At 41.1% G+C, this 18,949-nt stretch carries 20 protein-coding genes and 1 pseudogene; 17 read left to right on the forward strand and 4 right to left on the reverse strand.

Features of this window, described 5'->3' with window-relative positions:
- Positions 1-12: 12 nt before the first annotated feature.
- Both sigF and AC2YHV_RS11380 read left to right on the forward strand, forming a co-directional pair.
- Positions 13-780, forward strand: a complete 768-nt coding sequence (sigF, locus tag AC2YHV_RS11375) for an RNA polymerase sporulation sigma factor SigF (protein ID WP_034308137.1) — start codon at positions 13-15, stop codon at positions 778-780.
- Positions 781-1,061: 281 nt separating this feature from the next.
- Positions 1,062-2,351, forward strand: a complete 1,290-nt coding sequence (locus tag AC2YHV_RS11380) for an NCS2 family permease (RefSeq protein ID WP_057278875.1) — start codon at positions 1,062-1,064, stop codon at positions 2,349-2,351.
- Between the two features lie 156 nt (positions 2,352-2,507).
- On the opposite strand, the pseudogene AC2YHV_RS11385 reads toward AC2YHV_RS11380, so the two are convergent.
- A pseudogene (locus AC2YHV_RS11385) lies at positions 2,508-2,695 on the reverse strand (transposase); the annotation flags it as partial.
- 322 nt (positions 2,696-3,017) lie between these two features.
- Between AC2YHV_RS11385 and AC2YHV_RS11390 the strand changes: the two are divergent.
- From AC2YHV_RS11390 to lysA, 5 genes are all read left to right on the forward strand, one after another.
- Positions 3,018-3,635, forward strand: a complete 618-nt coding sequence (locus AC2YHV_RS11390) for a stage V sporulation protein AA (RefSeq protein ID WP_057278757.1) — start codon at positions 3,018-3,020, stop codon at positions 3,633-3,635.
- Positions 3,625-4,047, forward strand: coding sequence for a stage V sporulation protein AB (locus AC2YHV_RS11395; RefSeq protein ID WP_057278874.1), 423 nt, complete (start codon positions 3,625-3,627; stop codon positions 4,045-4,047). Before AC2YHV_RS11390 ends, AC2YHV_RS11395 begins: the two co-directional genes overlap by 11 nt.
- Before the next feature lie 43 nt (positions 4,048-4,090).
- The gene (spoVAEA, locus tag AC2YHV_RS11400) at positions 4,091-4,696 is read left to right on the forward strand and encodes a stage V sporulation protein SpoVABEA (RefSeq protein WP_063577676.1); all 606 of its coding nucleotides are present in this window, start codon (positions 4,091-4,093) and stop codon (positions 4,694-4,696) included.
- Positions 4,677-6,143, forward strand: coding sequence for a spore germination protein (locus AC2YHV_RS11405; protein WP_231892250.1), 1,467 nt, complete (start codon positions 4,677-4,679; stop codon positions 6,141-6,143). The genes spoVAEA and AC2YHV_RS11405 overlap by 20 nt, the downstream gene beginning before the upstream one ends.
- A gap of 273 nt (positions 6,144-6,416) precedes the next feature.
- The gene (gene lysA, locus AC2YHV_RS11410) at positions 6,417-7,745 is read left to right on the forward strand and encodes a diaminopimelate decarboxylase (protein WP_487373225.1); all 1,329 of its coding nucleotides are present in this window, start codon (positions 6,417-6,419) and stop codon (positions 7,743-7,745) included.
- 323 nt (positions 7,746-8,068) lie between these two features.
- Here lysA and AC2YHV_RS11415 read toward each other — a convergent pair whose 3' ends face one another.
- Positions 8,069-8,929: a DUF1002 domain-containing protein gene (locus AC2YHV_RS11415; RefSeq protein ID WP_057278872.1), complete on the reverse strand. Its 861-nt coding sequence runs from the start codon at positions 8,927-8,929 to the stop codon at positions 8,069-8,071.
- 586 nt (positions 8,930-9,515) lie between these two features.
- On the opposite strand from AC2YHV_RS11415, the gene AC2YHV_RS11420 reads away from it, so the two are divergent.
- On the forward strand, positions 9,516-9,860 hold the full coding sequence (locus tag AC2YHV_RS11420) for a GNAT family N-acetyltransferase (RefSeq protein WP_034308124.1): 345 nt from the start codon (positions 9,516-9,518) through the stop codon (positions 9,858-9,860).
- Positions 9,861-9,888: 28 nt separating this feature from the next.
- Here the strand turns inward: AC2YHV_RS11420 and AC2YHV_RS11425 are convergent, their stop codons facing one another.
- Positions 9,889-10,425, reverse strand: coding sequence for a DUF309 domain-containing protein (locus AC2YHV_RS11425; protein WP_230135746.1), 537 nt, complete (start codon positions 10,423-10,425; stop codon positions 9,889-9,891).
- Between the two features lie 165 nt (positions 10,426-10,590).
- A complete protein-coding gene (locus AC2YHV_RS11430) occupies positions 10,591-10,683 on the reverse strand; it encodes a YjcZ family sporulation protein (RefSeq protein ID WP_072273196.1) in 93 nt (30 codons plus the stop codon).
- 215 nt (positions 10,684-10,898) lie between these two features.
- Here AC2YHV_RS11430 and AC2YHV_RS11435 point away from each other — a divergent pair, with 215 nt between their 5' ends.
- The 9 genes from AC2YHV_RS11435 to AC2YHV_RS11475 all read left to right on the forward strand — a co-directional run bounded on the left by AC2YHV_RS11435 (position 10,899) and on the right by AC2YHV_RS11475 (position 18,948).
- Positions 10,899-11,666, forward strand: coding sequence for a segregation/condensation protein A (locus AC2YHV_RS11435; protein ID WP_057278754.1), 768 nt, complete (start codon positions 10,899-10,901; stop codon positions 11,664-11,666).
- A complete protein-coding gene (scpB, locus tag AC2YHV_RS11440; RefSeq protein WP_034308120.1) occupies positions 11,653-12,234 on the forward strand; it encodes an SMC-Scp complex subunit ScpB in 582 nt (193 codons plus the stop codon). The genes AC2YHV_RS11435 and scpB overlap by 14 nt, the downstream gene beginning before the upstream one ends.
- A 55-nt stretch (positions 12,235-12,289) precedes the next feature.
- Entirely contained in the window at positions 12,290-12,706 is a 417-nt protein-coding gene (locus AC2YHV_RS11445) for a hypothetical protein (protein ID WP_034308118.1), read from the forward strand.
- A 22-nt stretch (positions 12,707-12,728) separates the two neighbouring features.
- Positions 12,729-13,217: a YpuI family protein gene (locus AC2YHV_RS11450; RefSeq protein WP_034308117.1), complete on the forward strand. Its 489-nt coding sequence runs from the start codon at positions 12,729-12,731 to the stop codon at positions 13,215-13,217.
- A 120-nt stretch (positions 13,218-13,337) separates the two neighbouring features.
- Positions 13,338-14,213 carry a superoxide dismutase gene (locus tag AC2YHV_RS11455; protein ID WP_057278753.1) on the forward strand — a complete coding sequence of 292 codons (876 nt, stop codon included), beginning with the start codon at positions 13,338-13,340 and terminating at the stop codon, positions 14,211-14,213.
- A 442-nt stretch (positions 14,214-14,655) separates the two neighbouring features.
- The gene (ahpC, locus tag AC2YHV_RS11460; RefSeq protein WP_034308115.1) at positions 14,656-15,219 is read left to right on the forward strand and encodes an alkyl hydroperoxide reductase subunit C; all 564 of its coding nucleotides are present in this window, start codon (positions 14,656-14,658) and stop codon (positions 15,217-15,219) included.
- A gap of 178 nt (positions 15,220-15,397) precedes the next feature.
- Positions 15,398-17,044, forward strand: a complete 1,647-nt coding sequence (locus tag AC2YHV_RS11465) for an FAD-dependent oxidoreductase (RefSeq protein ID WP_487373226.1) — start codon at positions 15,398-15,400, stop codon at positions 17,042-17,044.
- Positions 17,045-17,201: 157 nt separating this feature from the next.
- Complete coding sequence (locus AC2YHV_RS11470; protein WP_487373227.1) at positions 17,202-18,362, forward strand: D-alanyl-D-alanine carboxypeptidase family protein; 1,161 nt, start codon at positions 17,202-17,204, stop codon at positions 18,360-18,362.
- Positions 18,355-18,948, forward strand: a complete 594-nt coding sequence (locus AC2YHV_RS11475; protein WP_063575727.1) for a nucleoside recognition domain-containing protein — start codon at positions 18,355-18,357, stop codon at positions 18,946-18,948. The genes AC2YHV_RS11470 and AC2YHV_RS11475 overlap by 8 nt, the downstream gene beginning before the upstream one ends.
- Position 18,949: the final 1 nt, after the last annotated feature.

Below are 18,949 nucleotides of genomic sequence, written 5' to 3' on the forward strand. Positions count from 1 at the left end.
GGAGACTTGCATATGGATGTGGAGGTTAAAAACGAGAAGAGCAAGAAAGGCCAGCCCCATTTAAAAGATGAGGAATTGCGGAATTTAATCCAACGCAGCCAGAGCGGTGACCAAGATGCGAGGAATCTGATTGTCAATAGCAATCTGAGGCTTGTATGGTCAGTAGTGCAAAGATTCCTCAATCGAGGTTACGAACCGGATGACCTTTATCAAATAGGCTGTATAGGTCTGTTGAAGTCCGTGGATAAATTTGACTTATCGTTTGAAGTGAAATTCTCAACGTATGCTGTGCCTATGATCATTGGTGAAATCCAACGTTTTATCCGTGATGACGGAACGGTTAAAGTAAGCCGGTCATTAAAGGAAATGGCGAATAAAATTCGCAGGGCCAAAGAGGAACTTTCAAAGACGTATGGCCGCGTTCCGACTGTCAATGAATTGGCGGAACATCTAGAGCTTTCGCCAGAGGAAATCATCATGGCCCAAGAAGCTAGCAGGAGCCCTTCATCGATCCATGAAACGGTTTACGAAAATGATGGAGATCCGATTACTCTTCTTGACCAGATTGCCGACCATAATGAAACATCCTGGTTCGATCAAATCGCTTTGAAGGAAGCCATACATGAATTGAATGAACGTGAAAGGCTGATTGTTTTCCTGAGGTATTATAAAGATCAGACGCAATCGGAAGTGGCGGCAAGGCTTGGTATTTCCCAAGTTCAGGTATCAAGGCTGGAGAAGAAGATTCTTCAGCAAATGAAAAACCACATGAATCAGTGATTCATGTGGTTTTTTTTATTGAGCTGAAAATAAATACTGATTTTAGGAAAAAGTAAAAGTGATTTAAGATGAAACTAGGGATGGGGCCGAATTTTTAGTTGAATTTAGGGATAAAAACGAATATTATAGTAAAGGTCGCGTTTCTCATTCGTTTTTTTATCTTTCTTTCAATGAATAATGAACAGGAAAAACGCCGATGCAGTACAATATTAGGACACCTTGTCTTTTCGTGCAAACGGTTGTCGGTGATTCCTTTAGATCTGGAGGTCTAAAATATGTTTATGGAAAAGTTTTTCTCCCTGAAAGAAAATGGGACGGATGTCCGTACAGAAGTCATGGCGGGTGTTACGACATTTTTGACTATGGTTTATATCCTCATTGTGAATCCGGCTTTATTGTCTTCAATCGGAATTCCATTTGAACAAGTTTTCATGGCAACGGTCATATCAGCGGTGATTGGTACCCTAATCATGGGACTCGTTGCAAAATACCCGATAGCGATAGCACCAGGGATGGGCTTGAATGCTTATTTTGCCAGCGTGGTGGGGGCACAGGGCCTTTCATACCAGACCGTATTCGGTACGGTTTTCATTGCTGGTTTGCTATTTCTATTAATTAGCGTGACTAGCTTGCGTAAAATGATAATTGATGCGATTCCTAACTCATTAAAATATGGCATTACATCCGGAATTGGATTATTCATTGCGTTTATCGGATTGAAAAATGCTGGAATCATAGTGCCAAATGAATCAACGATGGTGACGCTTGGCGATTTACATCAGCCAGGAACCGTTTTAGCGTTAGCAGGCTTATTCATTACCTTGATTTTTATGGCCCGTAATATAAAAGGGGCCATTTTCATTGGCATGATCGTTACGGCAATCATTGCCTACTTTATCGGTTTGCTCGACTTCGATGGGGTCTTATCTGTACCTCCGACACCAGTATTTTTCGATATCGATATCGCTGGGGTCTTCACGAATTCTTTATATTCAATTGTCTTCGCCTTTTTACTTGTGACGATCTTCGATACGACAGGCACCTTGATTGGCGTGACAGAACAGGCAGGACTAACGAAGGATGGGAAAATCCCTCGTGCCAAGAAAGCCTTTTTAGGTGATGCGATTGCGACTACAGTCGGCTCGATGTTTGGTACAAGCCCATCGACTGCCTATGTGGAATCGAGTACGGGAGTGGCTGCAGGCGGACGTACGGGATTGACCGCTACTGTCGTGGCCATCTTGTTTGCTGTATCGATTTTCTTTTCTCCATTGATATCGGCAATTTCTTCCGTTCAGGCAATCACAGCACCCGTTTTGATCATCGTGGGATGTTTCATGATGGAAGGTCTGGCTAAAGTCAATTGGAAACTTTTTGATGAGGCATTTCCGGCATTTGCGATCATTTTAACGATGCCGCTTACTTCAAGTATATCTACAGGGATTGCAATTGGGTTCATTACATATCCCCTAATGAAGGTATTCAGCGGAAAAGGAAAATCGGTACATCCGCTCATATATATTTTTGGTTTGATATTTTTGGTTCAGCTGATTTTCTTCCCCACTCATTAATAGTTGAATGTAAACCAAAAAGACATTTCTGACATTGCAGGTGTCTCAGTTTGTAGGCAAAAGGGGTTCGGAATTAAAAAATTCCGAACCCCTTTTAAAATTCCCTTTGAAATTTTGACCAAAGGTTAAGAGATTTGGGCTCTTCGAGTCACTATGTTACGGGATTTTAGGACCTTGCCATGTCCACGTGGCCATCTTCTTTAAATTAATGGCAGCGAAAGTAAGCATCGCTTGCATCAACAATTTTTTAAGTCCCCTTAAAGTTATCCAACGCATACAATGCTTTCTTTTGCATCTGCGAATACATGCTCAATTGTTTCTTTACGTTTCGCATATAAAGGTTTTACATCTTGATGATGACTGGATCAATGGAAGCCTCCATTTTACGAACCAAATGGTTCGCCGGCACCAGTTGATCTCGTTGAAGATGATGTTTCGAAAGCATCCTCATCACCTCAAATTTTAATAGATCTATTTTAAAACAAAAAAGACTGTAGTCAAACTCGTTTTTAATTTGTTTACAATTTGAGACATGCTGTCATTGCAGCGTGTCTTTTTTTGGTTTCAAATTAGTAATATTTGGACATGCTTCACTTCCTGCATTTTCAAACTGCTTCCAATCCATACTACTAGCATAAGGAAATAAAAGGTCGGGATGTGATGATAATGACAGTTGTATATATCAGGATGAGGAACCGTGTACAAGCAAAGGGAAATCAAACGGTGAGGATAAAAGATATTGCAAGGATAATCGGACCTGAAGAAGTGATTACCAAAATTGAAGAAATCATATTATTAACGGTCAAGAAGGAAGATAAGAATATTATTGTCATTGATTTAGCTCAGGTTATCATGTCCATCCGCAAGGTGGATCCGACTATTGAAGTGGAAACATTCGGCCCTTCCCAAACGATCATCGAAGTCATCCTCACGAAAAAGAAAATGTCATACCTGACATTCGCCTTGGTTTGGTTTTTGTTATTTGTCGGCGGCGGGATGACAATCATGAATTTTCATGTGGATGTCAGCATGGGGGAAGTGCATCAAAAAATCTTTACTATAATAACGGGAAAAGTGGAAGATAAGCCGTTATTGATCCAAATCCCATATAGCTTCGGCCTTGGTATGGGCATGATTCTATTTTTTAATCATTTCTTTAAAAAACGCTTCAATGAGGAACCTAGTCCGCTCGAGGTTGAAATGTTCAACTATCAGCAGGATTTGGACCGTTATGTAATCATGAATGAAAATAAGGAAAACGTGCGCCACCTTGATGACCGGTAAAATCATCTTCGGAATCTTTGTCGGTTTAGCCGGGGGGGTTGCAACAGGTGCCGGTTTTGTAGCGTTTTTAACTGTACTTGGGGTGATTCCAAGACTGACTCAGCTGACAAAAACAATGAAAATGATACATTATTATGAAGGAGCCATCATTGCCGGAGTTGTCGCAGGGACATGGTTAGGATTACAGGAAACGGAACTTTCACTTCCGCATTTTCTTTTAATTCCGATCGGTTTGGCTGACGGGATATTTAATGGGATGCTTGCGGCTGCCTTAACTGAAGTCCTGAATGTATTTCCAGTTCTTTCAAAACGAATCGGAATTCAAGAGAAGATCATTTATTTGTTAATGGCACTCGTATTGGGGAAAATAGCCGGATCATTATTCCAATGGATTTATTTTGTCGACTTATAAGTGTAAGAGGTAACTATTCCTGATGATGAAAGGTAGGCCCAAGATGGTGACCAAACGAAAAGTGATATTGATTACGGATGGAGATGAGTATGCAAAACGGGCTGTCGAGCATGTAGCCAAGGAAATAGGGGGAAGATGTATCTCCATGTCCCAAGGTAATCCATCACGATATACGGGCTTGGAGTTAGTTGAATTAATAAAAAAGGCGAAGTATGATCCTGTATTGGTCATGTTTGATGATAGCGGTTTTATAGGAGAAGGATCAGGCGAACAAGCAATGAAGGTAGTTGCCGGACACCCTGATATTGATGTCCTTGGCGTGATAGCGGTCGCATCAAAGACTAGAAGGGAAGAGTGGACCAAGGTGGATATCTGTATTGACCGTGATGGTAATTTGACACCGAACGGGGTTGATAAATACGGCGCCGAGGAATTTGAGCTGGGCAAGATAACAGGAGATACGGTGTATTGCATCGATCAATTACATGTTCCCATAGTAGTTGGGATAGGGGATATCGGAAAAATGTCCCATCAAGACGATTTTAAAAGAGGAGCACCGATAACGAAGCTAGCGGTGGAAATCATATTGGAAAGGAGTGGTCATGGTGACTTCAGAAAAACCTCAAAACATGATGCCGATTCCGAGTAGGGTAGCGGAAGTTGACGCATACATGGAAGAGAAAGTAGGTCTAGGCGTCAGCTTTGACTTAGGAGTAAGAAAGATAAAGGTCTTAAGAAAAGATGTGCATCTTTACTATATAAACGGGCTGACGGATACGGAGTACATCATTGATATCCTCGATTCTCTCATTCATAACAAAAATGCCGATATCGTGTCTACTAAAGTTTTTGATGTAGTCAAAGACTTGCTCGTACACCAATCCGTTCAGGAAATAAAGACGATGGATGAGCTTGTTGATCAGGTATTATCCGGTTTAATCGTCGTTGTTGTTGATGGTAAACCAATTGGGTTGGTCGTGGATGTCAGGAGTTATCCCGGGAGACAGCCAGTAGAACCAGATACCGAAAAAGTCGTCCGTGGATCAAGGGATGGTTTTGTCGAGAATATCATCATAAACACGGCGATAACCAGAAGAAGAATCCGGGATGAAAGATTACGTTTCGAAATGCTGCATGTGGGGGAACGATCGAAATCGGATATATCCATCGGCTACATTAAAGATATTGCCGATCCGGATTTAATAGAAATCGTTCGTAAGGAATTGAATAATATTGAGGTTGATGGCATAACGATGTCTGATAAAACGATCGAAGAGTTCATCGTAAAGCAAAGGTATAACCCATACCCGCTTGTCAGATATACGGAACGGGCTGATGTGGCGGCAACGCATTTGCTTGAAGGCCATGTCCTTATTTATGTGGATACCTCACCGAGTGTCATCATTACCCCGTCCACCCTTTTCCATCACATGCAACACGCCGAAGAGTATCGGCAGGCGCCTGCCGTCGGGACCTTGGTGCGCTGGGTCCGTTTTCTCGGGATTTTCGTTTCGTTATTCTTGCTGCCGATATGGTTATTGTTCTGTTTAGAGCCTTCCCTCCTGCCGGAGAAGCTCGAGTTTATCGGGCCGAATGATAAAACACATATACCCATTGTGATCCAAATCTTCATTTCCGATATTGGGATAGAATTTTTAAGGATGGCAGCCGTTCATACCCCGACCCCGCTTTCCACGGCAATGGGCTTGGTTGCGGCAGTTTTGATAGGACAGATAGCGATAGATGTTGGCCTATTTGTTCCTGAAGTGGTTCTCTACGCTTCCGTAGCGACAATAGGTACATTTGTCACACCGAGTTTAGAACTAGGAGTTGCAAATAAAATTACCCGTTTAGCACTGATAGTCTTGGTCGCATTATTTAAAGTGCCTGGCTTAGTCATAGGCATCACACTCTATTTGATCATGCTCACTAGTATAAAAACATTAAATACACCTTATTTATGGCCGCTTCTCCCGTTTCAGCCGAAGGCCTTGTCACATATAATATTAAGAAGACCTTATCCTGGTACAATAGAACGTCCGAGCATTGTACATCCCCAAGATCTATATAGACAGCCGAGAAAATCTAAAGGTTGATGTTGTCGAAAAGTTGTGGTAATTTATTTTTATTCGGATAAAGCGATAAAGTTGGGCTTAACAAAGAGATAAAGCTACTATGACTCTTTGGAGTTTAAACCAATCTGTCTTTCCCTTCGAACTACTAAGCAGTCATAGATAACAATATAATTACATGGGATAATTGATTCGGATGAGGCTGGATTATATAGAAGACCCTTTACAGCAGGTTTTCTTTATTTGAGGCTGCCTCATTTCTTATTAATAGTTTTAAGTCAGGAAGGTGAGGCTATCATGCATTTGTACGGAACCGGCGGTGTCAATGAACGTGGACATCTGGAGATTGGCGGAGTGGACACGATTGAATTGATCGAACAATTTGGTACACCATTATATGTTTATGATGTAGAGCTAATTCGCGAACGGGCGAGGGGGTTCAAGAGAACTTTTGAGGAATTGGGGGTTTCAGCACAAGTTGCTTACGCAAGTAAGGCCTTTTCTTCGATTGCCATGATCCAGTTGGCTGAGCAAGAGGGACTGTCTCTCGATGTTGTCTCAGCGGGGGAATTATATACGGCAATTAAGGCAAATTTCCCAACAGAACGGATTCACTTCCATGGAAATAACAAAAGTGAAGAAGAGCTACATATGGCTTTGGATCATGACATTGGCTGTATAGTAGTCGATAATTTTTCAGAGTTGACACTGTTGGAAGAAATTTGTACAAACCGTGAACAAAAGGTGAAAATCCTTCTTCGTGTAACACCGGGTATTGAAGCCCATACGCATGATTATATTTTGACAGGGCAAGAAGATTCGAAATTTGGTTTTGATCTTATTAACGGCCAGGCAGAAGCTGCCCTTCGACAAGCGCTTCATAGTGAGTTTCTGGAAGTTCTTGGATTACACTGCCATATCGGTTCCCAAATCTTTCAAACGACCGGTTTCCTTCTGGCAGCCCAAAAAATTATCGGCAAGCTGAGTGATTGGCACGATTCGGTAGGGTTTCAACCACAGGTATTGAATCTGGGAGGGGGATTCGGGATTCGGTATACACAAGAGGACGACCCGCTACCGGCGTCTCAATATGTTGAGGAGATCGTTAGGGAAGTGCAGAACCTGATTGCTGATTCTGATTTAGTGATGCCTGAAATCTGGATCGAACCTGGCCGTTCATTGGTCGGAGACGCCGGTGCGACACTGTACAAGGTGGGTTCTGAAAAGGAAGTTCCTAATGTCCGTAAATATATTGCCGTAGATGGGGGCATGAGTGATAATATACGTCCCGCTCTTTACGAAGCTAAATATGATGCCATTCTTGCAAACCGGCCGCTCGACACTGTGGAAGAGACAGTGTCCATTGCCGGAAAATGCTGTGAAAGCGGAGATATGTTGATTTGGGATTTACCATTGCCAAAAGCCGGCCGCGGTGATGTCTTGGCGGTATTTTGTACAGGGGCATATGGATATTCCATGTCGAATAATTACAATCGCATTCCGAGACCGGCTGTCGTCTTTGCCGAAAAGGGAGAAGCCCGGTTGGTCATCAAACGCGAAACTTACGAAGATCTTATCCATTTGGACTTGGCCCTTCATGAAGCGGCAGTCGTCAATAAAGAATAGAAAAAAGGATGGCATTGGCCATCCTTTCAGTTTGTAAATAAAGGGCTTTGGTAAACGTAACTTTGCTCAAATGATGTTCCCGAACCAAATAACCAATAGCAATACCTTCAAGACCTCAGGAATTAATTAGAACGGAAGGGGACGAGACTCCTGCGGGAAAAGCGCGTCAAAGGGAGACCCCGCAGGCGCAATAGCGCCGAGGGCGGACCGCCCGCGGAAAGCGAGTGCCTGCAGTGGAACTCAACGCTCAAATTGTACAGGCATAAAAATAGACAAACTCTACGTCTGAAAGGATGGCATTGGCCATCCTTTTTTTATTTGAATCAGCTGAAAAGTGATTTGATTGCGTCTATTAAACTACTGAACACTTCTTTCAATTTATCCAGAAATGATTGACCCTCTTCGGATTCAAGAAAATTGGAAAGTTTATCTTTAGCTGCAGTCAGCTGATCACCGACAGCGTTCCAATCAATATTCAATTCTTTTAGCTTATTGAATAAATCAATTAAACTTTGTACTTGATCTTCATTTAAGGCGATTCCAAGGTCTTTTGCTGAAGACTCGACAACCTCGCGGACCTCTTCAGTATTGGCTGGTGGATTTGCAGCCATTTCCTCTTTGATTTTCGTAACAAGTGCAGAGGCTTCTTCCGTACCGATTTCGTCACCCAATTTTGCTGTTTTCACCATTTCCTCATTCGCTGCCTGTTTCACATCTTCAGGAATCTTCTTGTCGGCAGATATTTCATAGGCTTTAATGACTCCTGTCAAAGCCGCTGTACCGGAAACGGGTATAGGTGCGGTGACATAAACGGTAGCATCTTTTACTCCTGCAGTAGCCAGTGCATTGATATACATTTCATCGGAAACCCAGTTAATGTTTTTCGACTCAAGTTTTAGACCGGTACCTTTTTCCTCCAAAGTAATCGCAGAGGATGAAATCGCTTTTGTACCGATTAGACGGCTAGCGATATAGTCTCCTAAGTATTCGTGTTCCTCCGCATTTGTAACGGTTAAAACCTCAACATCATTTGGTGCTTTCATTTCTGATAAAATCATACTTTTTTGTTCATTTGTCAAATTCTCACCAAGTGTGACGATCATTTCACCAACAGCTGCATCTGCAAAAGCCTTATATGGCAATAATAGACATAATAAAATGGTTACAATGACCCATTTATTCATTTTTTTCATGATAATCCTCCTTAACTTTCCTGCTGAATTGGGAATCTTTCAATAAAAGGGCGGCACTTTAAATCAGATTCATAGTATTTGACGAAACAAAGGCTAAAAAAGATACATATATTCCTGAAAAAAATTTATAGCCAAATAGCTACGTTCATTTAAACGAAGAAGTTGGGGGTATCTTTGTCTTTTATACCTAAGATGGCACTCTATGAACCTAGATCACTTTACCAATGTAGTAAAATTGAAGCAAGATTGCAAGGATATTTGTCAGATTGTGTTAAGTTATAGTAGAATGAATTCGTTATTTAAATATTTGGACCATTCATAAAGGGAGTATGGGATGAGGAAAAGTAATAAGACTCTTTTACTTATGATGCTTATTATCGCTTTGATATGGGGAATCGTATACTGGCTGTTTATCGCTTAGCACATAGCCCATTGATAAATCAAGTGCTGAAAGTGATGTTGAAACGAACGGGATTTTTATGTATGATGTAAATGTTATATGTGAGGATTATTATTCAAAGCAAATTAATTGGAAACAGGAAGATAATAAAAACGTTATTTAGTAACGAGGGATATTATGTTGATTAAGTATAAGAAAAGTTATGAGAAGTTTGCCATGGGATTATTATCTTTCATGCCAAATGAAAAAGAGATAAAAACGCTTCGGAATACGATGAAGAATTATGAAACGGATGAAAACCTACAGCTGTTCTTATGGAAAGATGAAGAGATTACGGGCCTGATCGGTATAGAAGTCTCTCCAACCCACATTGAGATACAACATATATCTGTAAATCCATCCTTCCGGAAGCAAGGTATCGGTAAAACGATGGTCAGGGCCATCAAGGAGCAATATCCTGACAAAGAATTAAAAGCAAATGAGTTTACGGAAAGCTTTCTTGACAGGTGTGAAGATTTCTGAATATGAAAGCTTGAATGGAGGATCGCCTTTAAGGGCGGTCCTCCATTCTTGTTTTTCGAAGGGATAGCTGTCGAGCCCTTTCTGAAATGACATCCGAACGGTCACGCATTAGGTGCTTATCAACTATCGATGTATTGGTCATGTCGCTATCCGCACCCCATATGGATCCTTCTTGCGAACACATGGATTGGCATTTTTCGATCAGTCTTTGATCCGATATTGGCAGATTGATGCTTTTATATGGCTTTTGTGATAACATTCGTTCATGTGTATCCTCGAGCAATTTGAACAGTTGTTCTGGATCGAGTCCCAACTTCAGGAGCTCGGCCTTTTTTAGGTGGAGATTTGCCAAGGCTTTAGACAGGGTCCTTGCAGCCCCTTTTTTGTTTCCCCTGCGATCATGATACAGGGCAACCGCAATCTGAATGAGCCCGACCCAATGAGAGTCACGCTCTTTTGGTGCGGTTTCCTTCCAATATTCTTCAAGGATTTCATGACATTCGAAGTAATCCCTCGTTCCATGGAAATGGACAAGGAAAGAAAGGTAGTCTTCCGCGTAAGTCAATAGGAGCACCCCTTTTGTTTGATGGAATCAACTAAGTATGGCAAAAAGCCATTTTCTTATAGCTTAACATCCGCTATGTATACTCACTAAGTTTAGCATAGAATTTTTTCCTGGAAAATAAAGAAAGCTGATTGCAAGGCAATCAGCTGATTCATCAGTCTCCCATTAACACCAAGAAGCACCGACGATAACTAATAAAATGAACAATACTACAATAAACGCGAATCCGCCGCCGTTTCCAAAACCACCTGCACCCATAATGAGTACCTCCTTTGTTCTGCTATTCTTACATTTCTAGGTTATGTTGGATTTCAGAATGTGATTGGGCACCGACCCATTTGACGGTAATCCCAAATAAAAACTTTTCTATGGACAGTAAATTATTATTTGGATAAAGGGCGGCAATCCACTATACTTGATTAGTAAAAGAAATAGGTCTATATCGGCCAATTAGATTTAAATGAGGTAATTTAATGGGTTATAACATAAAAATTGACGCTTTCGAAGGTCCGATGGATTTACTCCTGCATTTGATCAATCGCCTGGAAATAGACATCTACGATATTCCGATGGCTGATATTACAGATCAATACCTAGGTTACATCCATACGATGCAGCATCTGGAATTGGATGTGGCCAGCGAATATCTGGTGATGGCTGCAACACTGCTTGCCATCAAGAGTAAAATGCTGCTTCCAAAGCACGAAGATGAGCAAATGATTGATGAAGATGGGGAAATATTTGAGGAAGATCCACGGGATGAGCTTGTGGAAAAACTATTAGAATATAAAAAGTATAAAAATGCAGCCGAAGAATTTAAAGGGATGGAAGAAGAAAGAAGCTTGATGTTCACCAAACCCCCAAGTGATCTATCTGTTTATGTTAAAGAAGCGGAAAGTGATAAACAAGAGTTGAATATAAGTCTATATGATATGTTGGGGGCTCTGCAAAAATTGCTGAGAAGGCAAAAAATTCAAAAGCCGCTTTACACGAAAGTAACGAAACAAGAGATATCGATAGAGAAACGAATGGATGAAATCAAGATGGAGTTACAGTCCATTAAAGGGAAGAAAAGTTTTTTTGAACTGTTTTCGATCCCGGTCAAGGAGCATATCGTCATCACTTTCATGGCGGTGCTGGAACTGATGAAACTTAATGAAATCATCGTTGAACAAGAAGGTAATTTTTCTGAAATCATGATTGCTGCTAAGGAAGGTGTAGAACCAGTTGGAAGTTATTAATTGGAAAGGGATTCTTGAGGCATTATTGTTTGCTGCCGGAGATGAAGGGCTCTCTGTCAAACAAATTGCCTCGGTCCTGGAAATTACGGAATATCAAGCAACGGACATCGTTGAAAGTTTAAAGGAAGAATATGTATCGGATGTACGCGGGATTCAAGTGATCGAAATAGCGGGCGTTTATCAAATGACGACAAAAAAAGAGCACTCGGATTACTTGAAAAGACTAGTCGAAACATCAAGCACTCAAGGCTTATCCCAGGCGGCATTGGAAACACTCGCAATCATTGCTTATAAGCAGCCGATTACTAGAGCTGAAATTGATGAAATACGCGGAGTGAAAACGGAACGCCCCATTCATACACTTGTCACCAAAGTCTTAATTAAAGAGGTCGGACGTGCTGAAGGCTCGGGCCGGGCTTATTTATATGGGACAACAAAAGAGTTTTTGGATTACTTCGGCCTGAATTCCATAGATGAATTACCGCCTCTCGCCGATAATTCGGATGATAGCTTTGAAAGTGGTGAAGCCGATTTGTTTTTTGAAAAATTTCAGCAAACAATCGAATAACATTTTTCTTTGAATTGTGATAATATAGAAAAAAATGAATGCGGGGGGATTGCGGGTGCGAATTGTAGCATGCAATGGATTTGGGCTTGAAAAGGAAAAGTCAAATTCACCTGAGGACTTCTTTAATCGATCCGTTATACAATACATAAAGGATGGAGAAGAAAAGACGCTGAATGTACTGTATCTTCGCTATTTTGATGAGATGGTCACTCTTTGGACCCCATATCCCGCCAACCCCCTATTCAAAAGCCCTAACAGAGATATTTATATGGCTGACATCATCGCCATGGTCTGTCTACTCAAAGACCCGGGCCTGGTTAACCGAAAACGAATATATATAAATGCAGAAAAAGAGCTGGCTGGTTATTTCGAAAATATAGATTTTGAAAAATTGGAGAAAGTGTTTATATCTATTGACCAAGCTAAACCATATGATATAGAATCACATGTTGACTATTATATTCAATCTTAATCAATTTGAGGAGGGTTCACGGTTGGGGAATACATTGGTAAAATCTCAGCTTGAGGATGTAAAGGGCTTTTTGGAAACGACAGTGGCTCAACTGGAAGAATTTATAAATGAGACGACCTATTCTAAGCTGCAAGAAGAAAAAAGCGGGGATGAAACCTATTATAAAGGAATCCTTTCAAGTTTAAGAAGAATGCTTGTAAGTTGTGAAGAGGGCTTGGAGGCTTGCCAAATCGTTCTGAAAAATGATGTTTTCAATAAAGCTGCAGCTGAAAAGACGCTTTATAGAGTTTATCATCAATGTATCGAAGAATACTTTTCCCCAAAATCAGATCGGTGGTTTGAGGACAGCAGATCTGCCTATACAGGAAAAAACTCGATTAAATTTCACCAAAGTGTACCTGACAGCATAATATCCATTCTGAAGGCCGTGGAAAGTGGATTCCAGACCATGCGTGAAGAATTGGAGTTTTATGAAACGGATTACCGGACGAAAATGTTGCAGTCAAGATAATGAAACAGCTAGGCTTAATAAGCCTAGCTGTTTTTTTTAGCTATAAATGGAATCTCCGCTTAATCGATACATAAAATACTTTGATGATTTATGTGTATGGGAATAGGGGGAGGTTGCAAGATGTCAGAGGTAAAAGATTATGCTAAAGAGGTAAGTGATTGGGTTGATGGAGTGATGGAATATCTTGAGAAGATCGATATCACCGATTCGCCGTTGCTGTCAAATATTGAACGTCTTTCCGGTTTGGCAAAGAATATGGATGAGGAAGAAATGGATTATGAGGATATGGTCCTGATTGAAGAAGAGATGGCTCGGGTCTACGAGGAAATTGAAGAACTCGCTAGAGAATTCAATATACAGGAAAGGCAATCAGTGCCGATTGGGAAGCATACGTTACCGCCGTTACCTTATGCCTATGAAGCGTTGGAACCGACGATCTCAAGGGAAATCATGTATCTGCACCATGATAAGCATCATCAAGCATATGTCGATGGTCTGAATAAAGCGGAATTGATGATGAAAAAAGCGAGAGAAACGAATGATTTTTCCTTGTTGAAACATTGGGAAAAGGAAGCAGCCTTTCATGGATCGGGCCATTATCTCCATACGCTGTTCTGGGAAGTGATGATTCCGGGAGGGGGCGGACAGCCAAGGGGGGATTTACTTAAACAGATTGAGAAGGATTTTGGAAGCTTTGCAGCTTTTAAAAGTCATTTTAGTGAGGCTGCCAAACAAGTAGAAGGTGTTGGCTGGGCGATATTAGTCTGGTCTCCGCGTGCGCGGCGGCTAGAAATACTTCAATCGGAATTGCACATGGTTTTGACCCAGTGGGATACGATCCCAATCCTTGTTCTTGATGTATGGGAACATGCTTATTACCTGCAATATAAAAATAATCGGGCAGGCTATGTGGACAAATGGTGGGACGTTGTAAACTGGCCGAAAATAGCCGTAAGGTTCACCGAAGCGAAAAAGCTTATTTGGAAAAAGCAATAACTGATAAAATATAAAAATGTCTTTGGAGAACCAATTACAACTAAACGGGCCGTCAAGGTTCGTTTTTTTTGATTGAAATTTCGAAACAAGAATTTTTTAGGGGGAATATGGGAAAGATATGAAGGAGACCTGAAAATTTTTATTAGAAAGCGACTTATGATTCTCATTTGGATATTATAATTAGATTGAAAAGGAGAGGAAATCATCTCACGAAATAATGAGCATGTGTCTTATTTGAAACCTAGAAATAATATTGGAAATGTGTTGAAAAAGCTAATTTGAAGTGCTATGGGATTTTAAAAATAATTAATTTATATTAATATAAAAACTGTGACCAATTTGTGAACTTAAAAATTATTAAGGTATATTTATTGACTAGTTTCTATTTAATAATTATTATAAACAGGAGCAGATAAAAAAATAGCTATTGGAGGAATTTATTATGTCATTGATCAATAAACAAGTTGAAGATTTTAAAGTACAAGCTTACCATGCAGGAGAATTCAAAGAAGTTACACTTGAAGATGTTAAAGGGAAATGGGCAGTATTCTTTTTCTACCCAGCTGACTTCTCTTTCGTATGTCCAACTGAATTAGCCGATCTTCAAGATAACTATGAAACATTCAAGGAAATTGGTTGTGAAGTTTACTCAGTTTCAACAGATACTCATTTCAGCCACAAAGGATGGGCTGATGCTACTGATACAATCGGTAAAATCCAATATCCAATGTTAGCTGACCCAGCAAACGTTTTATCCCGTCAATTCGGTGTATTGATTGAAGAAGATGGATTGGCTCTACGTGGAACTTTCATTGTAAATCCAGAAGGACAAATTAAAGCATACGAAGTCAATGATTTAGGAATTGGCCGTAATGCAGAAGAACTTGTAAGAAAAGTTCAAGCTGCACAATTCGTAGCGGAACATGGAGATAAAGTTTGCCCTGCAAAATGGACTCCAGGTGAAGATACTCTTGAACCAAGCCTAGACCTTGTAGGTAAACTTTAATTTTTAATGGGAGGGCCCATTTCTACAGGTAATGGACATACCCAGCATTGATTACGATTACTGGACAAATCGTCCGACATGATACAATGACAAAAGGCACTTACCTAAAATAAGTGCCTTTTGTTTTTCAAAATAATCAGTTTAGCACGTTATAATCATTCAGCAAGGAGCACAAAAGATGAAAAAAATATATGATTTATTAATTATTGGCGGCGGTCCTGCAGGCCTCTCAGCCGGTGTTTATGCAGGAAGAGCGAAGCTAAAGACGATAATTCTTGAAAAGGGCACTGGCGGCGGTCAAGCTGCAACTACATCGGAAATAGCCAATTATCCTGGTATCCGTCATATATCGGGTCCTAGGTTAGTTGAAGAAATGAAGCTTCAAAACGAAGACTTTGGCGTTGAGTTCGCCAAAGCTGATGTAACGGGTGTGGATTTCTCCGGTGAGGTGAAAGTCGTTAAAACCCTTGGCGGGGACTACCATGCACGCGCCGTCATCATTGCAACGGGTGCTTCTCCAAGAACACTAGGATTTCCAGGTGAAGAGGAATTCACTGGCCGCGGTGTAGCTTATTGTTCAACATGTGATGGTGAATTCTTTGAAGGGTTGGAAGTTTTCGTTATCGGGGCAGGATATGCAGCCGCTGAAGAAGCGATATTCTTGACACGTTTTGCTACAAAAGTCACAATCATCGCCCGTGAATCAAGCTTCTCGTGTGCCCCGTCCATTGTTGATAAAGTAATGGCAAATGATAAGATTGAAGTGAAATTCAATACGGAAATCCTTGGGGTTCATGGAGACGGGATGATTCAAAGTGCACGTTTCATCAATAACGTTACCAAAGAAGAATTTGAATATAAGGCGAAGGAAGAAGACAATACATTTGGCGTATTCGTTTTCATAGGTTACGAGCCGAAAACAGAGATATTCAAGGGCCATATCGAAATGGATGATGCTGGTTACATTTTAACCGATGATGATATGAAGACTAATGTGAATGGTGTCTATGCGGTGGGCGACCTAAGGCCAAAATCCTTGCGCCAGATTATCACAGCTGTATCCGATGGAGCGATTGCAGCAACGGATGCCGGCAAATATATTGAGGAAGAAAAAGATCGCCTGGGAATCAAGGATGAACCTGAAGTTGAAAAACCGGCGAAAAAAGAACAGGCAGCTGTCCCAGCAGGCAAGAGCGCTTTATTAAGTGATGCGTTACGTGGCCAATTAAAGGGAATCTTCGGTAAGATGGAGAGCGACGTTACTATGGTGTCCATTGTCGATGAAAGTTTGCCAAAATCAATAGAATTGCGAGACTTCCTGTTGGATGTTGCGGAATTAGGAGATAAGCTTCATCTTGAGTTATACAACAAAGGGGAAAATGCGGAAATCGAAGAAAAAATCAATGCGGATAAGTTCCCTGTCGTTGCCCTCTTAAATTCAAATGGTGAATACAGTGGCGTCAAATTCCACGGTGTACCAGGCGGCCATGAGTTGAATTCCTTCATTTTGGCCATCTATAACCTGGCTGGACCTGGTCAAGCATTGGATTCAGCCGTATTGAATTCAATCAAGGGAATCAGTAAAAAAGCGAACATTAAGGTCATGGTTTCATTGTCATGTCACTACTGTCCAGACGTTGTTGTGGGTGCACAGCGCATAGCGATTGAAAACCCTAACGTTGAAGCTGAAATGGTCGATATAAGCAATTTCCAGGAAATCAAGAAGAAATATAAAGTCATGAGCGTGCCGGCCATGATCATCAATGATGAACAAGTGGTATTCGGAGCTAAGAAAATTGATGAAATCGCTGCACTATTAGTATAATAGAACACTAAATCGATAGGAGTCCCTATCGATTTTTTTTTTGGAAAACTTCCCTTGAAAACAGTGGATAACATCAAGGTTTAGATTCTTTTATTCATAACCCTTGTCCCTTTGCATAAACTTGTACAAAAACAAGTAAAGAGACGAGGGGGCACTCATGCGTTTTCTATATAAAGGGTTATCGAGTTTGTGTATCGTCATTCTCCTGTTGTCTTTTATGGCACCTGTACAAAGCGCCTATGCAAATGTATCCGTAAGTGCCCATAGCGCGATTTTAATGGATGAGGATAGCGGAAGGGTCATTTATGAAGTGAATGCTCATGAAAAGAATCGCATAGCAAGCATTACGAAAATAATGACGGCCATCTTGGCTATTGAATCGGGACAGATGGATGAGACAGTGAGGGTGAGCAGCAATGCAGTCGGGACGGAGGGATCTTCCCTTTACTTAAAAGTAGGAGAAAAAATTAAGCTCGAAGATTTGGTATATGGCTTGATGCTTCGTTCAGGTAATGATGCAGCAGTGGCAATCAGCGAAAAGGTTGGCGGAAGCCTGGATGGATTCATCTGGATGATGAATCAAAAGGCGGAAGAAATAGGGATGAAGGATACCCATTTTTCAAATCCACATGGTTTGGATAATACGAAGAACCATTATTCAACCGCCTATGATATGGCCATTCTCACTCGTTATGCCATGCAAAATGAAACGTATGCGAAGATTGCCGGCACAAAGGAACACAGGGCACCTAATTCCACAGAACAATGGGATTATGTATGGAAGAACAAAAATCGCCTACTTACACAATTATATGAGTATTGCACAGGGGGGAAAACAGGGTATACGAAACTAGCAAAACGTACCTTGGTCACGACGGCAACAAAAAACGAGCATGACCTGATTGCTGTGACATTGAATGGTCCGGATGATTGGAATGATCATATTCATATGTACGAATCGGCCTTTAAGGATTATAAGCCAACAGAAATTTTACCCGCAGGCATGGTGGAAAACATGGAAAATAAAATATATAAAGGACATGTCTACATTAAAAATGATTTTTTATACCCACTGACAAACGAAGAGAGAGAATTGGTCAAAGTGAAAATGAAATTGTTGAAGCCCCAGAAGGCTTGGAATGATAAAAGGGAAATCCCGGAAGTTGTCGGCAGAGCATCCATCTATCTTGATGGGAAGAAAATAGGAACTCGGTCAATTTTTTATGGGGAAGCAAAAGAAAGCTTCAAGCAACAATCATTCCAATCTTCATGGGCTGAAGTATTTGAAGCGGTATTGGGAATCGGACGCAATGGTTAATTACATTTGGGTCGGGATGTTCGTGATCGGTATAGTCTTTGGCATGGTTAATGGAACGATGGATCAGGTGAATGAAGCTCTATTTGTCAGCGCAAAGGAAGCGGTCACCCTTTGCCTGGGACTGATGAGCATACTTGTCTTTTGGCTGGGTTTGATGAAAATTGCGGAGGAATCGGGGCTGTTAGATAAACTATCCAACTTGTTCAAGCCGTTCATGAGATGGCTATTCCCTGAAGTGCCTCCTAATCATCCCGCTATGGGGTATATACTTTCCAATATGATGGCAAACACATTCGGGTTGGGGAATGCAGCTACGCCTCTTGGTATAAAAGCCATGGAACAGCTTAAGAAACTAAATGGAGGAAAAGCAACGGTCAGCCGCTCGATGGTCACTTTTTTAGCAATCAATACCTCAAGCGTAACATTGATTCCAACCACTGTCATTGCGATCCGCATGAACTACGATGCCCACTCCCCGACGGACATCGTATTTCCGACCATAATAGCAACGGCCATTTCTGCCGTTGGAGGAATCGCGATAGATCGATATTTTTATTACAGGAGAAAGAGGAACGGGAGGGAATAAG

The sequence above is a fragment of the Peribacillus sp. SRI_006 genome (genome assembly GCF_057586375.1).

Coding starts and splice junctions, on each gene's coding strand:
- sigF (WP_034308137.1), top strand. CDS start 13: ATGGATGTGGAGGTTAAAAACGAGAAGAGCAAGAAAGGCCAGCCCCAT.
- AC2YHV_RS11380 (WP_057278875.1), top strand. CDS start 1,062: ATGGAAAAGTTTTTCTCCCTGAAAGAAAATGGGACGGATGTCCGTACA.
- AC2YHV_RS11390 (WP_057278757.1), top strand. CDS start 3,018: ATGACAGTTGTATATATCAGGATGAGGAACCGTGTACAAGCAAAGGGA.
- AC2YHV_RS11395 (WP_057278874.1), top strand. CDS start 3,625: ATGACCGGTAAAATCATCTTCGGAATCTTTGTCGGTTTAGCCGGGGGG.
- spoVAEA (WP_063577676.1), top strand. CDS start 4,091: ATGGTGACCAAACGAAAAGTGATATTGATTACGGATGGAGATGAGTAT.
- AC2YHV_RS11405 (WP_231892250.1), top strand. CDS start 4,677: ATGATGCCGATTCCGAGTAGGGTAGCGGAAGTTGACGCATACATGGAA.
- lysA (WP_487373225.1), top strand. CDS start 6,417: ATGCATTTGTACGGAACCGGCGGTGTCAATGAACGTGGACATCTGGAG.
- AC2YHV_RS11415 (WP_057278872.1), bottom strand. CDS start 8,929: ATGAATAAATGGGTCATTGTAACCATTTTATTATGTCTATTATTGCCA.
- AC2YHV_RS11420 (WP_034308124.1), top strand. CDS start 9,516: ATGTTGATTAAGTATAAGAAAAGTTATGAGAAGTTTGCCATGGGATTA.
- AC2YHV_RS11430 (WP_072273196.1), bottom strand. CDS start 10,683: ATGGGTGCAGGTGGTTTTGGAAACGGCGGCGGATTCGCGTTTATTGTA.
- AC2YHV_RS11435 (WP_057278754.1), top strand. CDS start 10,899: ATGGGTTATAACATAAAAATTGACGCTTTCGAAGGTCCGATGGATTTA.
- AC2YHV_RS11455 (WP_057278753.1), top strand. CDS start 13,338: ATGTCAGAGGTAAAAGATTATGCTAAAGAGGTAAGTGATTGGGTTGAT.
- ahpC (WP_034308115.1), top strand. CDS start 14,656: ATGTCATTGATCAATAAACAAGTTGAAGATTTTAAAGTACAAGCTTAC.
- AC2YHV_RS11465 (WP_487373226.1), top strand. CDS start 15,398: ATGAAAAAAATATATGATTTATTAATTATTGGCGGCGGTCCTGCAGGC.
- AC2YHV_RS11470 (WP_487373227.1), top strand. CDS start 17,202: ATGCGTTTTCTATATAAAGGGTTATCGAGTTTGTGTATCGTCATTCTC.
- AC2YHV_RS11475 (WP_063575727.1), top strand. CDS start 18,355: ATGGTTAATTACATTTGGGTCGGGATGTTCGTGATCGGTATAGTCTTT.